The organism is Rhizobium bangladeshense, assembly GCF_017357245.1.
Taxonomy (GTDB): Bacteria; Pseudomonadota; Alphaproteobacteria; order Rhizobiales; family Rhizobiaceae; genus Rhizobium; species Rhizobium bangladeshense.
Genome location: NZ_CP071612.1, coordinates 1,140,451 through 1,154,653, shown reverse-complemented (window position 1 = coordinate 1,154,653; position 14,203 = coordinate 1,140,451). Strand labels below are relative to the sequence as shown.

Annotated in this window: 13 protein-coding genes; 7 read left to right on the top strand and 6 right to left on the bottom strand. The window is 63.0% G+C overall.

Translation table 11 applies throughout. From position 1 onward, the window contains the following. The first annotated feature begins 146 nt into the window (after positions 1 to 146). On the top strand, positions 147 to 1,799 hold the full coding sequence (gene betA / locus J2J98_RS05595; protein WP_064706515.1) for a choline dehydrogenase: 1,653 nt from the start codon (positions 147 to 149) through the stop codon (positions 1,797 to 1,799). A gap of 12 nt (positions 1,800 to 1,811) precedes the next feature. On the opposite strand, the gene J2J98_RS05590 is transcribed toward betA, so the two are convergent. The 3 genes from J2J98_RS05590 to J2J98_RS05580 all read right to left on the bottom strand — a co-directional run bounded on the left by J2J98_RS05590 (position 1,812) and on the right by J2J98_RS05580 (position 3,238). Then, positions 1,812 to 2,282, bottom strand: coding sequence for a DUF6644 family protein (locus J2J98_RS05590; protein WP_064706514.1), 471 nt, complete (start codon positions 2,280 to 2,282; stop codon positions 1,812 to 1,814). A gap of 9 nt (positions 2,283 to 2,291) precedes the next feature. Beyond that, positions 2,292 to 2,678 carry a DUF6152 family protein gene (locus J2J98_RS05585; protein ID WP_207602570.1) on the bottom strand — a complete coding sequence of 129 codons (387 nt, stop codon included), beginning with the start codon at positions 2,676 to 2,678 and terminating at the stop codon, positions 2,292 to 2,294. 113 nt (positions 2,679 to 2,791) lie between these two features. After that, complete coding sequence (locus J2J98_RS05580) at positions 2,792 to 3,238, bottom strand: RrF2 family transcriptional regulator (protein ID WP_064706512.1); 447 nt, start codon at positions 3,236 to 3,238, stop codon at positions 2,792 to 2,794. A 421-nt stretch (positions 3,239 to 3,659) separates the two neighbouring features. On the opposite strand from J2J98_RS05580, the gene J2J98_RS05575 reads away from it, so the two are divergent. The 3 genes from J2J98_RS05575 to cysN all read left to right on the top strand — a co-directional run bounded on the left by J2J98_RS05575 (position 3,660) and on the right by cysN (position 6,963). Next, positions 3,660 to 4,400: a phosphoadenylyl-sulfate reductase gene (locus J2J98_RS05575; protein WP_207602569.1), complete on the top strand. Its 741-nt coding sequence runs from the start codon at positions 3,660 to 3,662 to the stop codon at positions 4,398 to 4,400. A gap of 111 nt (positions 4,401 to 4,511) precedes the next feature. Beyond that, positions 4,512 to 5,465 (top strand): sulfate adenylyltransferase subunit CysD, encoded by a 954-nt coding sequence (cysD, locus tag J2J98_RS05570; protein ID WP_064692172.1) that lies wholly within the window; start codon positions 4,512 to 4,514, stop codon positions 5,463 to 5,465. Between the two features lies 1 nt (position 5,466). After that, complete coding sequence (cysN, locus tag J2J98_RS05565) at positions 5,467 to 6,963, top strand: sulfate adenylyltransferase subunit CysN (RefSeq protein ID WP_207602568.1); 1,497 nt, start codon at positions 5,467 to 5,469, stop codon at positions 6,961 to 6,963. A gap of 204 nt (positions 6,964 to 7,167) precedes the next feature. Here cysN and J2J98_RS05560 read toward each other — a convergent pair whose 3' ends face one another. Further along, positions 7,168 to 8,160 carry an MBL fold metallo-hydrolase gene (locus J2J98_RS05560; RefSeq protein WP_207602567.1) on the bottom strand — a complete coding sequence of 331 codons (993 nt, stop codon included), beginning with the start codon at positions 8,158 to 8,160 and terminating at the stop codon, positions 7,168 to 7,170. A 136-nt stretch (positions 8,161 to 8,296) separates the two neighbouring features. On the opposite strand from J2J98_RS05560, the gene J2J98_RS05555 reads away from it, so the two are divergent. After that, a complete protein-coding gene (locus J2J98_RS05555; protein ID WP_207602566.1) occupies positions 8,297 to 9,193 on the top strand; it encodes a LysR family transcriptional regulator in 897 nt (298 codons plus the stop codon). 34 nt (positions 9,194 to 9,227) lie between these two features. On the opposite strand, the gene J2J98_RS05550 is transcribed toward J2J98_RS05555, so the two are convergent. Together J2J98_RS05550 and J2J98_RS05545 are read right to left on the bottom strand one after the other, a co-directional pair. Then, the gene (locus J2J98_RS05550) at positions 9,228 to 10,127 is read right to left on the bottom strand and encodes an alpha/beta fold hydrolase (protein WP_207602565.1); all 900 of its coding nucleotides are present in this window, start codon (positions 10,125 to 10,127) and stop codon (positions 9,228 to 9,230) included. 227 nt (positions 10,128 to 10,354) lie between these two features. Next, positions 10,355 to 11,092, bottom strand: coding sequence for a hypothetical protein (locus J2J98_RS05545; protein WP_207602564.1), 738 nt, complete (start codon positions 11,090 to 11,092; stop codon positions 10,355 to 10,357). Positions 11,093 to 11,204: 112 nt separating this feature from the next. Here J2J98_RS05545 and J2J98_RS05540 point away from each other — a divergent pair, with 112 nt between their 5' ends. Further along, positions 11,205 to 11,657 (top strand): winged helix-turn-helix transcriptional regulator, encoded by a 453-nt coding sequence (locus J2J98_RS05540; protein ID WP_207602563.1) that lies wholly within the window; start codon positions 11,205 to 11,207, stop codon positions 11,655 to 11,657. A 131-nt stretch (positions 11,658 to 11,788) separates the two neighbouring features. Further along, positions 11,789 to 14,077 (top strand): PBP1A family penicillin-binding protein, encoded by a 2,289-nt coding sequence (locus J2J98_RS05535; RefSeq protein WP_207602562.1) that lies wholly within the window; start codon positions 11,789 to 11,791, stop codon positions 14,075 to 14,077. The last annotated feature ends 126 nt before the right edge of the window (positions 14,078 to 14,203 follow it).

The following is a 14,203-nucleotide window of genomic DNA, read 5'->3' as shown; positions in this document are numbered from 1 at the left end:
CAAAGCAACCTCGAAGATAGGGGAAGCCGGTGCGGCATATCCGCTTCGCCCCGTTTACGGGGAGAAGGTGCCGGCAGGCGGATGAGGCGCCGGTTCTGAGAACACAAGAAGCAGCCGGATCACGGCAGCTCAAGGAAAACAACAAGATGCAACAAGCAGATTTCGTCATCATCGGCTCCGGCTCGGCCGGCTCGGCGCTGGCCTATCGCCTCTCCGAGGACGGCAGGAACAGCGTCCTCGTCATCGAGGCGGGCGGCAGCGATTTCGGGCCTTTCATCCAGATGCCGGCGGCGCTTGCCTGGCCGATGAGCATGAAGCGCTATAATTGGGGCTATCTCTCAGAGCCCGAGCCAAACCTCAACAACCGGCGCATCACCGCGCCGCGCGGCAAGGTGATCGGCGGCTCCTCCTCGATCAACGGCATGGTCTATGTGCGCGGCCATGCCGAGGACTTCAACCGCTGGGAAGAGCTCGGCGCCAGCGGCTGGGCCTATGCCGACGTCCTCCCCTATTTCAAGCGCATGGAACATTCGCATGGCGGCGAGGAGGGCTGGCGCGGCACGGACGGGCCGCTGCATGTCCAGCGCGGCGGCTTCACCAATCCGCTGTTCGGGGCTTTCATCGAGGCCGGCAAACAGGCGGGCTTCGAGACGACCGAGGATTATAACGGCAGCAAGCAGGAAGGCTTCGGGCTGATGGAGCAGACCATCTTTGCCGGCCGCCGCTGGTCTGCCGCCAACGCCTATCTGAAACCGGCGCTGAAGCGCGACAATGTCGGGATCGTCTACGGCCTGGCGCGCCGGATCGTCATCGAGGACGGGCGGGCGACCGGCGTCGAGATCGAGTGCAAGGGTAAGGTGGAGGTAATCAAGGCGACGCGCGAGGTGATCGTCTCGGCCTCCGCCTTCAATTCGCCGAAGCTTTTGATGCTGTCCGGCATCGGCCCGGGCGCCCATCTTCAGGAGATGGGCATCGAGGTGAAGGCCGACCGGCCGGGCGTCGGCGCCAACCTGCAGGACCACATGGAATTCTATTTCCAGCAGGTGAGCACCAAGCCGGTGTCGCTCTACTCCTGGCTGCCATGGTTCTGGCAGGGCGTGGCGGGCGCCCAATGGCTGCTTTCGAGGGGCGGGCTCGGCGCCTCCAACCAGTTCGAGGCCTGCGCCTTCCTGCGCTCCGCACCGGGGCTGAAGCAGCCCGACATCCAGTATCACTTCCTGCCTGTGGCGATCAGCTATGACGGCAAGGCGGCGGCCAAGAGCCACGGCTTCCAGGTGCATGTCGGCTACAACCTGTCGAAATCGCGCGGCAGCGTGACGCTGCGCTCGCCCGACCCCAAGGCCGATCCGGTGCTGCGCTTCAACTATATGAGCCATCCGGAAGACTGGGAGAAATTCCGCCACTGCGTCCGCCTGACCCGCGAGATCTTCGGGCAGAAGGCCTTCGACACCTATCGCGGCCCCGAGATCCAGCCGGGTGAAGGGGTGCAGAGCGACGATGAGATCGACGCCTTCCTGCGCGAACATCTGGAAAGCGCCTATCACCCCTGCGGCACCTGCAAGATGGGCGCAAAGGACGATCCGATGGCTGTGGTCGATCCGCAGACGCGGGTGATCGGCGTCGACGGCCTGCGCGTCGCCGACAGCTCGATCTTCCCGCACGTGACCTACGGAAACCTCAACGGCCCCTCGATCATGACCGGCGAGAAAGCGGCCGACCATATCCTGGGCAAACAGCCGCTGGCCCGTTCGAATCAGGAGCCGTGGGTCAACCCACGGGCTGCGATCAGCGACCGGTGAACAGTCTCGGCGTCAAAGAAATCCGATCCATCGCCCGGCCAATACGGCAGCGATCCAGAATACGGCCGACAGGGCTGCGGAGAAGCGCAGGCCGGGCCGGACGCGTCCGGTGGCGGTGAGCGTTTTCCACCCTCGCCCGACATGAACCGCAAGCAGGTTGAGAAGGCCGAGCCCGATCAGCCCGAGCTTGGCGAGGAAGGCAGGATTTTCGGCGTATTCGACCGCCCGCACGCTGAAGAGGCAGAAGCCGGTCGCGATCGCCAGGACGAGGCCGACGCCGGCCGAACGGGAAAGAAACGGCGCGACGACCTCGACAGGCACTTTGCGGAAGAAGCCGGCAAGCCTGAGATCGAGCGGCAGAATGGCGCCGACCAGGAGGCCGATCGACAGAATGTGAGCGGCATTGACGACCATATAGAGCGTCGCGGAGCGCCGCAGCGCCATGGCGGGCGCCGTGGCCGACAGCCATTCGAGAACATCCATGACGACGGGTCAGTTCGTCCGGATGCGGTCGGGATAGATATCGTAGCGCTTCTCGCCGATGGTGATGCGCACCGCCTTCATCCGCTTCTCCTTCGGATCCTGCGAACGATTGCCGAGCGCGATCACCTGGTCGCCGGGCTTGGCAACGCCCTCGACGAAACCGGAGCGTTCGGTCTGGCGCGGATTGCCGAGTTCGACGCGCCAGACGCCGTCATCGGCGGTGGCGACATCGAGCGTCGGATGCGGCCCGCCCATCGATATTTTCTCGATGGTGCCGCGAAGCTCGATCTGGTCCGCCTCGGCCCACGACCAGCCATGATGGGCGGCAGCGCTCGTCGCAAGGGCAACCGACAGACCGACGGCAGCCAGCACATGCTTTATCGAAAATGCAAACATCGGAATTCTCCCTACCGGATGGACAGGCAGGTGGAGCATCGCAGCGGCGAGAAAAGGCATTTCACCAAATCTTGAAGAACAGACGTCCCGGCGGCTTTACTCAAGCCCCGGGCTCAGGCGAGCAGGCGGGTGACTTCGGCGCCGTGCGTCGGCGCGACGGCATCGGCGATGGTCGTCGAGAACAGCACCTTGCGGGTGGCGTCTGCCACCTTGGCGAAGACGTGGCGGATTTCGCAGTTCTGTTCGCCGTCGCAATCGTCGCATTTGCGGTAGGCGGTGATCGACAGGCAGGGCAGCGGGGCGATCGGGCCATCGATGATGCGCAGGATTTCGCCGAAGGTGATGGTATGGGCGGGCTTGAGCAGGAGATAACCGCCCTGCTTGCCCCGGCGGCTGACGACGATGCCGTGGTGTTTGAGATCGAGCAGGATCTGTTCGAGGAACTTCTTCGGGATCTTCTGCTGCGCTGCAATATCGGAAATCATCACCGGTTCGTCGGCATCGGCATCCGCCAGAACCGTCAGCGCCCGCAGCGCGTATTTCGCCTTTTGCGTAATCATCTCAGACCGTCGACACACACAGGCGGCGCGCATTTTCGCGCCGCTTCACGAGTTCATTCGCCTCTATGGCACAACCAGCATGAACGGAATTTGAACGCGCCGGCAGAAAGCCTTGAGGGACAAGCATTTTTGGCCTTGTTTTTCGCCCTTGGCCAACGTCCTGCAATCTACGCCTAAACCGGGCGCTCTGCATCTTTTTCAGCATCACTTCAGATTTCGGATTGACAGGCTGCGTGTAAGTCTACTAATTCGATAGACATTGAAGCTGCCGACGCGGATTTCGCTCGCGGGCGGCTGCTTTTCTGCATTGCGGCAGCTTCGGAGAGATATTTGCTCTTCCGGCCGCAGCTTTCGAAATCCCTTTTTCTGTCCGATCCAGGCTTGAACTGCGATACTCCCGGCAACTAAGGACAGGATTTCCATGACTGCTATCAATCCGAATGCAGAAGCCGAGGCGCTGAACGACAAGCTGGCAGGCCTCGACCTGGCCGGGCGTCTGTCGCTGGTGGCAGGCCTGGGCGGCCGCGTGGTGTTCACCACCTCGCTCGGCATCGAGGATCAGGTGATCACTGCTGAAATCGGCACGCACCGCCTGCCGATCGACATCGCGACGCTGGAAACCGGCCGCCTGTTTGCCGAGACGCTGGCGCTGATCGACGAGACGGAAGCCCAGTACGACATCCATATCCAGCGCTTTTCGCCTGAGAAGGCCGATATCGACGCCTATGCCGCGCAATACGGTCTCAACGGTTTCTACGAGAGCGTCGAAGCCCGGCATGCCTGTTGCGGCGTGCGCAAGCTGAAGCCGCTTGCGCGTGCGCTCGAAGGGGCGACGGTCTGGATCACCGGGCTGCGCCGGGGGCAATCGACCAACCGAGCCGAAACGCCCTTTGCCGAATATGATGCCGAACGGCACCTCCTGAAGGTCAATCCGCTCGCCGATTGGGACATCGAAGCGATCAAAGCTTTCGTTTCCGAAAACGGCGTGCCGGTCAACCCGCTGCATGCCCGCGGCTATCCCTCGATCGGCTGCGAGCCCTGCACAAGGGCGATCAAGCCGGGCGAACCGGAGCGCGCCGGCCGCTGGTGGTGGGAGCAGGACGAGAAGCGCGAATGCGGCCTGCACGTCGCCGAAGAGGCGGCGGCGATCGCCGCACAATAACCATCTTCACGGCTTTCCGGATCAGGGCGCGGCGATCGCCGCGGGCCCCGAAGAGCCACAATCGACAAAAGCTTGCGGGCAGCCGCAAGGATCGACAGTCTGGAGTAAGACATGCCCGATAGCCGTCCGGATACGGAACTCAGCAATCCCCAGAGCGCCAAGGCACCGCTCGACCCGCATCTGAAGGCGCTGGAAAACGAATCCATCCATATCTTCCGCGAAGTGGCGGCCGAATTCGAGCGTCCCGTCATGCTCTATTCGATCGGCAAGGATTCCTCGGTGCTGCTGCACCTGGCGCGCAAAGCCTTCTACCCGGGCCGCGTGCCCTTCCCGCTCCTGCACGTGAACACCGGCTGGAAATTCCGCGAGATGATCGCTTTCCGCGACGAGACCGCGAAGAAGTACGATCTCGATCTGATCGAGCATATCAATCCGCGCGGCGCGGCTGAGAACATCACGCCCTTCACCCATGGCTCGGCGGCCTTCACCGACATCATGAAGACCGAAAGCCTGCGCCAGGCGCTCGATGCCGGCCAGTTCGACGCTGCTTTCGGCGGCGCCCGGCGCGACGAGGAGGCAAGCCGCGCCAAGGAGCGCATCTATTCCTTCCGCACCCCCGACCATCGCTGGGATCCGCGCAACCAGCGGCCGGAACTCTGGAACATCTACAACGGCATGATCCGCAAGGGCGAGAGCGTGCGCGCCTTCCCGCTGTCGAACTGGACCGAGGTCGATATCTGGCGCTACATCCAGGCCGAGGACATTCCGCTCGTGCCGCTCTACTACGCCCGCAAGCGCAAGTTCGTGGAGCGCGACGGCATGATCATCCTCGCCGAGGATCCGCGTCTCGAACTGCTGCCCGGCGAAGTGCGCCAGGAAGGCATGATCCGCTTCCGCACGCTTGGCGATTTTCCGCTGACCGGAGCCATCCGCTCCGAGGCGAGCACGCTCGAAGAGGTGATCGCCGAACTCGAAATTGCAACGGTGTCCGAACGCCAGGGCCGCGCCATCGACCGCGACCAGTCCGGCTCCATGGAAAAGAAGAAGCGTGAAGGATATTTCTGAGATGACCGCAGCTAACACAGCCGTCTCGGCCGCAACCGTCGCCAGCCTGCCCGCCGCCGAGCCGCAGAAGGCTCAGCGCGACTCGCGCCCGCTGCGCCTCATCACCTGCGGCAGCGTCGATGATGGCAAGTCGACGCTGATCGGCCGCCTGCTCTGGGACACCAAGGCCGTCAAGGAAGACCAGGCCGCGACGCTGCAGCGCGATTCCACCGGCAAGCAGAACGACCTCGGCCTGCCCGACTTCGCGCTCTTGCTCGACGGCCTGCAGGCCGAACGCGAACAGGGCATCACCATCGATGTCGCCTATCGCTATTTCTCCACCGACAAGCGCTCCTTCATCGTCGCCGACACGCCCGGCCACGAGCAATATACCCGCAATATGGCGACCGGCGCCTCGACCGCCGATCTCGCCATCCTGCTCGTCGACGCCCGTCTCGGCATTCTCGAGCAGACGCGCCGCCACGCGACGATCGCCTCGCTGCTCGGCATCAAGCAGTTCGTGCTCGCCGTCAACAAGATCGACCTGACGGGCTACGACCGCGCCGGCTTCGACAAGATCAGCCACGAATTCCGCGAATTCGCGCTGTCGCTCGGCGTCAAGCAGATCACCGCCATTCCGATGTCGGCGCTGAAGGGCGAAAACGTCGTCTATTCCGGCCAGGGCGCCATGCCCTGGTATACCGGCCCGACGCTGGTGGAAACGCTGGAGCTTGCGACCGTGCGCTCGTCGCAGACGGTCGGCTTCCGCCTGTCGGTGCAGCGCGTCTCGCGTCCGGGCGAAAGCTTCCGCGGCTATCAGGGCACGGTTGCCGGCGGCTCGGTCAAACCAGGCGATAGCGTCATGATCCTGCCGTCGGGCATGGTCGCCAACGTCTCCAAGATCGTCACCTTCGATCTCGTGCGCAACGCCGCGGTCGCCGGCGACGCGATCACGCTCGTGCTCGACCGCCAGGTCGACGTGGCGCGCGGCGATATGATCGTCTCGATCGACGCCCAGCCCCAGGTCGGCCTTTCCTTCGACGCGCAGATCGTTGCCCTCCAGCCCGAGGGTATCGAGCCCGGCAAGCGCTACTGGCTGAAGAGCGGCAGCCGCCGCCAGCGCGTGCAGGTGCAGCCGTTGAGCCAGCTCGAATTGAAGACCGGCACGTGGAACCCCGCCCAGCGGCTCTACATGAATGCGATCGGCAAGGTGCGCCTTGCCTTCGACGAGGCAGCGATCTTCGATCCGTACGAGCAGAACCGGCAGTCCGGCTCCTTCATCCTGATCGATCCGGAGACCAATAACACGGTCGCCGGCGGCATGGTGACGGGCAAGCGCGCCGAACTCGGCGGCCTGCACAATGGCGAAGCCCGCGTCATCCTCTCGCTTCCGGCCGACCTTGCCGAAGAGATCATGGCGAGCGAACTCTTCGCCAACCGCCGCCATGAGGCCGAGGTCCGGAGGATGACGGCAGCCGAAGCCGCCGACCTCTGGTCGAGCGCCGCCAGCGATATTTGATTGGCAAGGAAGGGGCCAGCTGGACTGGCCCCTCACCGAACTGAATTCGCTGGTTGGATGGCCGCGCGCCTATCCGCGTTGACTGCGCAGCCCTGCCACATTGCTCGGGCGTGACGACGAATGCCGTCGGGGCGGTACCGACAGATCTGGTGCCCATGGCCGTTCCAGCCTCGCGCCGTGGAGCGGGATCGGCGGCAGTGGAGCTCAGTTCTGTGACGCCCAGTCCGCCACCTGCCAGCGCATCTGCCCGCGGTCGGCGACAACACGGCCGAGGCCCGGGAAGGGCATGTGCGTGGCGGCGATAAGCGCGCCTTCCGAAGCGGCGCGGGGAAAAAAGCGGTCGCGCATCGCTTTGGCAGCTGCGGGGTCCTGCTCGAACAGGAAGAACACATCGGTCGCCCCAGGATGCACGACCGGAAAGATCATATCCGAAACCATGATGAGGCTCTGCCCGTCATCTTCGACCCGCACGCCGATATGGCCGGGTGTATGGCCGGTAAGGTCGACAATGGAGACGCCCCGCATAATCTCACGCTCGCCGTCAATCGCCTGGAGTTTCGGGTAAAGGCGCACGACCTCCCCCGCCATCTGGAAGCTCGTCTGCAGATAGTCGGGCGCGCCACTGCGCTTGGCCGGGTCAGTCCAATGGGCGACGTCGCGACGGTCGATGTAGAGTTCCGCCCCGGGGTAGTTGTTCTTGCCCCCGACAATCAGACCGCCCATGTGGTCCTGATGCATATGCGTCACGATCACCGCGTCAATCTGGTCGCGCTGCAGGCCAAGCGCGCCGAGCGCCTGGGGCAGTGCGCCGGTCTGCCCGATCGAGCCCGCCGGACCGGCATCGATCAGAATGCGGCGCTCGCCATCCTCGATAAGATACTGGTTGAAGAGGAACCTGACGCCGCTCGGCCGGGCGGTGAATTGCGCGGTTGCCGCCTGCTCGACCTCGGCCGCGGAGCGTCCCGGAAAATAGCTGTAGGGCATATCGGCATACCCGTCCGTCAGGGCCGTCACAGTGAAGCGGCCGACACGGATCTGTGCTAGCGGCGTAACGCTGACCGGCGTCTTGGCGGTACCCTGCGTGGCAGCAAGCGCCGGCGCGGGAGCGGCACCGAGCAGGCTTGCCGCGAGAAGGCTCCCTCCGGTGAGGCCTAGTGGAAGAGCGCTGACAAAGGCGCGACGTGACAGTTGAGGCATGACGCCTTCCTCCGAATCGTTGGAAAGATGGGGAGCCGGCCGGCGTCCCCCAGGACGACGTCAAGCTATGATATCTAGCACTGATAGAGTATCCTGCCATTGAGAGAGCTTTCCTCTCAGATTCCGGAAGGATTAGATGGATCGGTTTGAAGCAATGTCGGTGCTGGTGGCGGTGGTGGAGGCAGGCAGCCTCTCGGCCGGGGCGCGGCGACTGCATGCACCGCTCGCCACGGTCAGCCGCAAGGTCGCCGATCTCGAAAAGCACCTGGGCGTGCGCTTGGTCCGGCGCACCCGCCGCGGCCTCGCCGTCACGGAGGAGGGGCGCGCCTTCGTCGCCGCGTCACGTCGCATTCTGGAGGAGCTGGAGGCGGCGGAGCGGCAGGCCAGCGGCGAATATGGCGCGTTGCGTGGCGGGCTGCACGTGACCGCACCGATTGCCTTCGGCGAGTGCCATCTGCTGCCAATTGCCCTGGACTTCCTGAAGGAGCAACCCGAAATCAACCTGCGTCTGACCTTGGTCGACCGGCAGCTAAGTCTGGCAGATGAGCACGTCGATGTGGCCCTGCGGATCGGGCATCTGGCGGACAGCGCGCTTATCGCAACGCGCGTAGGCGCCGTTCGCCGGGTGATCTGCGCGAGCCCGGACTATCTCGCCCGCCGAGGGGTGCCGCGTCAGCCGGATGACCTCGCCCAGCATGACGGCATCAGCTTCCAGGGCTTTGCGACGGCGCCGGAATGGCGCTACCGCCGGGACGGCGCGGCCTTTTCCGTCGAGCCGCGCTCCAAGCTCGCGGTCAATACGACGGAGGCTGCCATCCAGGCCGCACTGGCCGGCATCGGCATTATCCGCGTGCTGTCTTACCAGATTTCCGATCAGTTGCGCTCCGGCGCCCTGCAGGAACTGCTGACGGATTTCGCACCGGAACCGCTGCCGGTGAACGTTATCCATGGACCAGCCGAGCCCTTGCCGCCGAAGGTGCGGTGCTTCCTCGACTGGATCGTGCCGCGCCTGCGCGCGCGGATGGCTCCCTAGCCTCTCGGCTATCCAGACGCCGTCGATAGCGGTCTCAGGCGATCTCGTGGACGGCGAGGATCGCATCGGCGAAGGCTTCAGGGGCTTCGAAAGGAAATGCATGGCCGCAATCGAACGCCTTGTGCTGATAAGGCCCCGTGAACATGACTGAATGATCGGCCGTGCCATCCGGCTTGAGAGGGTCCTGGGTACCATCAAGGGTGATCGCCGGAATGACGATTTGCGGCCTTGTTGCCAGGATATCTTCCAGATCCTGAAGTTCGGGATCGCCACTCTCGGTTCCGAGAGCAAACCGGTAGGAGTGGAGAACGACGTCCACGAAGTCCGGATTTTCGAAGGACGCGGCAGACCGGTCAAAGGTGGCGTCATCAAATTCCCACTGCGGCGACCATTGCTCCCACAGCATCCGGCAGAGTTCGCGGCGATTGTGTTCAAGGCATTCGCGGCCGCGTTCGCTCTGGAAGAGGTGTTGATACCACATCGCGTGTTCCAGCGACGGCGCAAAGGAGTGACGCTGCCTGTTGACGTCGATGACATCATAGCCGGCGTAGGAAACCAGCCCGTCAACCCGCTGCGGCCACAATGCCGCGGCGACGCAGGATGCCAGGCCGCCCCAGTCAAATCCGGCAAGCAGCGCGCGCGGCAGAGCCAGTGCGTCGAGCAGCGAAATCAGGTCTTTGCCCAGCGCCGCCTGCTGGCCGCTGCGCATGGTTCTTGGCGACAGAAACCTCGTAGGGCCAAAGCCGCGAAGGTACGGGACGATCACCCTTGCGCCTCGCGCGGCTAGGATTGGCGAGACGTCCCGATAGGCATTCACGTCATAGGGAAAGCCGTGTGAAAGCACGACTGGCCAGCCATCGGCAGGGCCAATCTCGAAATAGGCGATCTCCAAAACGTCGGTGCGGATTGTCTTGAGATGTTGAGAAAAAGCCATTTGGAGAAGTCTTATGCGTGGAAGTTGACTGCCATAAAGGTTCAGGCGCGTGTTCAGTTCCGCATGATCGCTTCCATATGACCCAATGTCTTGCCTTGGCGCAATGCCGGCGTCGCCGGCGACGCCATCACCTGGTGCTCGACCGCCCGGTCGACGCGCGCTGCGACATGATCGTCCTGATCGACGTCTAGCCGCAGGCCGGAGACTGCCGAGCCTGCTGACGGAAGTCAGCGCCCCGCGGGATGTGGTTCAATGCCGACGTCGAGCAAATCAATCGAAACGGCGACCCGATCGAGGATGGGCCGGTTGTCCGCGCCGGTTGTATAAACCCTGCGCTTCGTCGGGATCGTCAAACCAGCAAAACATTTGTGGTCGCTTGCATAGTTGGCGCTCGTGGTGCCGCCCATGATGTCGACGCTATAGTCATGGCGGCGCAACAGGCCATTCGAGTCGAAATAGAATGTCTGCGCGGTGGAATGGCTCGGGACGCTTAAGGGGAATGTTACCCTCAGCCGGCGCCAGATTTCATTCTCTTCCTGCCATGGCTCAATCTCCTCCGTCTTGAACCCGGGGAGCCTGAAGAGAAACGGCGTCGTCAAATAGGTCCACATGGCATAGCCGGTGAAATAGATAAGATGCTGTCGGTCCCACGCTGTGGCGATCGTGTGCCCCTCAAAAGACGAACGCGGTGCGACCCGATGCTCAATGACTTCGCCGCTGTCGGCCACGATCGCTGTACGCTCCGCCTCCCAAACGCAATGGTACCCTTTCTCCAGGAAGGGGGCGAATTCAGTGTACGGACGACGGGTCGAAACTATAGTGTGGATGTCGGCATAGGCATCCGGCCAGCCCTTCACATGCCAGACCGCGCCACCAACTTTGATGTGTGCACGCAATTGCTCGATCCGCTGCCACAGTTCAAAGCCGCCATGAGCCTGAATTGCGAAATCCAATAGGTCGGTCACTCCAAAACCCTCCAGTCTTTAACGCTCACAAAGGTTTAATTTTGAAACCTATCGACTCATAACGCCAAATGGTTTAACTTTGCAACCATAATTCAGAGAAAGGCGGTGGAACTTGAAGGGCAAGCGAACTGACATGGGGGGTGCCCAGTGCGGAATCGCGCGTTCTCTCCAGGCCGTCGGTGATTGGTGGTCCCTCCTCATCGTTCGCGAGGCCTTCAAGGGGCGTCGGCGATTTTCCGAGTTTCAAAAGAGTCTGGGACTCGCGAAGAACATTTTGTCGGTTCGCCTGCGGAAGCTCGTAGAAGAGGGCATACTCACGGTCGAGCCGGACCCTGATTCCGCACTAAGTCGTCTCTATCTGCTGACGCCAAAAGGGCGTCAGCTGTGCGTGATCCTTGTCGCGCTCTGGCAATGGGGAGAGGAGCATTGCTTTGCCCCCGGGGAACTGGACTACGACATAGTCGACAGTCTGCACGGACAACCCTTGCAGAAGCTGGAGCTTGTAGCCGGCGACGGTCGACCTTTGAACCCCCAACAGTTTCGCATTGAGGCCAGGGGTCGTTAATCGCAGCTCGGCTTCGAGTTTTCGACGCCCGGATCCGGGTGGTGCGCAGCGGTTGCGGCCTTTTGCGGTGGAACACGCAGCATCACCCAGCTATAAGGGTCCTGCTGCGTTGGCCTTTTTAGCGGTAACCGATGCCCAATTCTCCCGAATCCTCAGGTGAAAGCGTTAGCAGCTCGAGCGCGGGCCACGATCAGATACAAGATTCGGCAGCGCAAGCGACCGTCTCGGCGTCTCCAGGCCCCGCCCATCTCGACGAGCCGCAGCCGCCCCGCGGATCCTTTGATCAAACTCGACGGGCCGCGGGCGATCTGTGGCGTGCCCTGCGCCAGGATTTGGAGGAAAGTTCTGCGAAGACCAAGGCGTCCGCTTCGTTTTTGAAAACAACGCTAAGCAGGTCAATGCGGCTGGAGACCACGTCAGCTCCAGCCGGGTGGATCAAGAGCGCCCTCGCCAAGGCCGGGCGCGGTGTTGGCGACTGGCGTGGCAATCCGCGTGAACATCGCTGGCGCCGCTTTCTGGCGGGCTGGCGGAAATTCCCGATCGGTGCGGCTCTGCTTGTCTGCCTCCTCGTAGGATGCGTGCTGGTATGGGCACTGAAAGACGTGCCCTGGAGCGAAATCCGCGATGGAACGTTGAAGCCGGTCGTGGTGCTGGAAACCGCCGACGGTGCGCCGCTGGTGAGACAGGGACCTTATCAGGGGCCATATGCCCGATACGACCAGTTTCCACCCCATTTGATCGATGCCGTGCTGTCGATCGAGGATCGCCGGTTCATGGATCATTTCGGCGTCGACCCCAGGGGCATCGGGAGGGCGCTTCTGCGGAATTTGCAGGCTGGCTCCGTGGTGGAGGGTGGCAGCACGATCACCCAGCAACTCATCAAGCTGCAATATTTAGACAGCGACCGAACCATAAAACGAAAGATACAGGAAGTCGTCATTGCATTCTGGCTGGAGTGGAAGCTCGGCAAGCAGGAAATCCTGACGCGCTATCTCAACAGCGTCTATCTTGGCGCCGGCGCCACCGGCATGCCTGCCGCCGCGCGGATCTATTTCAACAAGGACATCGGCGCCCTCAACCTGCCGGAGTCGGCAATGCTGGCAGGATTGCTGCGGGCGCCGAGCCAATGGAATCCCATCGACAATTTCGAAGGCGCCAGGCAGCGCACCATGGTCGTTCTCGACGCGATGGCGGCCAATGGCAAGATCACCGCGCCACAGGCGGCGGAGGCCAAGACGAGCTTTACCAGCCTGCACCCGACGACGCCGACGCCGCGCTCCGGAAGCTGGTTTGCCGACTGGATTTCGCCGCAGGCAAGCGAAATCGCCGGCTCATCGCCAGGTTCGACCACCGTGCGCACCACGCTGGTGCCGCAGTTGCAGCAGATCGCCGAACGGGTCGTAAAAAGAGCCTTGGACAGTGAGGGAAAGGCGGTCGGAGCATCGCAGGCGGCCTTGGTTGCGATGACGCCGGACGGCGCCGTCGTTGCGATGGTCGGCGGGCGCGACTACAAGGCGAGCCAGTTCAACCGCGCCGTGACTGCGATGCGCCAGCCGGGTTCCACCTTCAAACTATTCGTCTACTACGCAGCGTTGAAGGCCGGGCTCACACTGTCTGACCAGGTTCTGGACGCGCCAATCGACATCAATGGCTGGTCGCCGGAAAATTCCGGTGGCAGCTATCGCGGGTGGGTAACGCTTGCCGAGGCGTTCGCGCGATCGCTCAATGCCGCGTCAGTAGCGCTTGCCGAAGAGGTCGGTCTGGGCAATGTGATTGCCGCAGCGCGCGAACTCGGCATCGATGCGCCGCTGGCCGATACTCCGTCTTTGGCGCTCGGCACGTCCGAAGTGAATCTGCTTGACCTCACCAGCGCCTATGCGTCCGTCCAACTCGGCAGGGCGCCTGTCAAACCCTGGGGCATCATCGACTTTCAAGCGGCAGGGCAGCCCAAGGCCTTTCGAGTTGGCGCACAATCAAAGCCGGATGTCGATCTTTCGCCCTACCAGTCCGATCTCCTCGGGCTCCTGCAGCTGGTGGTCGAACGCGGCACGGGACGTGGAGCCGACCCCGGCACATTTGCGGCCGGCAAGACCGGCACCAGCCAGGACAATCGTGATGCCTGGTTCGTCGGCTTCACGGAATCGCTCGTCGTCGGTGTCTGGGTTGGCAATGATGACGACACGCCGATGAAGGGGGTGACGGGCGGCGACCTGCCAGCGCACATCTGGCGGGACTTCATGCGCGCGGCGACCACCGAACCGGCGCTGAACGGAGTGCGGTCGACCGATGCAGACATCGATGGCCAGGGCGCTCCGCAGTCCTGCAACATCACCGCCTGCTCGCGCAGCTACCGCTCCTTCAGGCCGTCCGACTGTACCTACCAGCCATACTCCGGCGGCCGACGCCTTTGCGAAAAGTGATGTGATCCCGCAGCGACCGGATCTTGCCTCACGCCCGGTGTTTCATCGGCGACAAGCGGGATCGCCGGACACTCTCTCCGACAGACCGCCGCAACGAGATAAACACCGACTCCATCAGCACCTGAC

Bases quoted from the DNA above. Each gene is read 5' to 3' on its own strand.
- J2J98_RS05560 (WP_207602567.1), bottom strand. From the start codon at position 8,160: ATGCCTCAACTGTCACGTCGCGCCTTTGTCAGCGCTCTTCCACTAGGC.
- J2J98_RS05585 (WP_207602570.1), bottom strand. From the start codon at position 2,678: ATGTTTGCATTTTCGATAAAGCATGTGCTGGCTGCCGTCGGTCTGTCG.
- betA (WP_064706515.1), top strand. From the start codon at position 147: ATGCAACAAGCAGATTTCGTCATCATCGGCTCCGGCTCGGCCGGCTCG.
- J2J98_RS05580 (WP_064706512.1), bottom strand. From the start codon at position 3,238: ATGATTACGCAAAAGGCGAAATACGCGCTGCGGGCGCTGACGGTTCTG.
- J2J98_RS05535 (WP_207602562.1), top strand. From the start codon at position 11,789: ATGCCCAATTCTCCCGAATCCTCAGGTGAAAGCGTTAGCAGCTCGAGC.
- cysD (WP_064692172.1), top strand. From the start codon at position 4,512: ATGCCCGATAGCCGTCCGGATACGGAACTCAGCAATCCCCAGAGCGCC.
- J2J98_RS05575 (WP_207602569.1), top strand. From the start codon at position 3,660: ATGACTGCTATCAATCCGAATGCAGAAGCCGAGGCGCTGAACGACAAG.
- J2J98_RS05555 (WP_207602566.1), top strand. From the start codon at position 8,297: ATGGATCGGTTTGAAGCAATGTCGGTGCTGGTGGCGGTGGTGGAGGCA.
- J2J98_RS05550 (WP_207602565.1), bottom strand. From the start codon at position 10,127: ATGGCTTTTTCTCAACATCTCAAGACAATCCGCACCGACGTTTTGGAG.
- cysN (WP_207602568.1), top strand. From the start codon at position 5,467: ATGACCGCAGCTAACACAGCCGTCTCGGCCGCAACCGTCGCCAGCCTG.
- J2J98_RS05590 (WP_064706514.1), bottom strand. From the start codon at position 2,282: ATGGATGTTCTCGAATGGCTGTCGGCCACGGCGCCCGCCATGGCGCTG.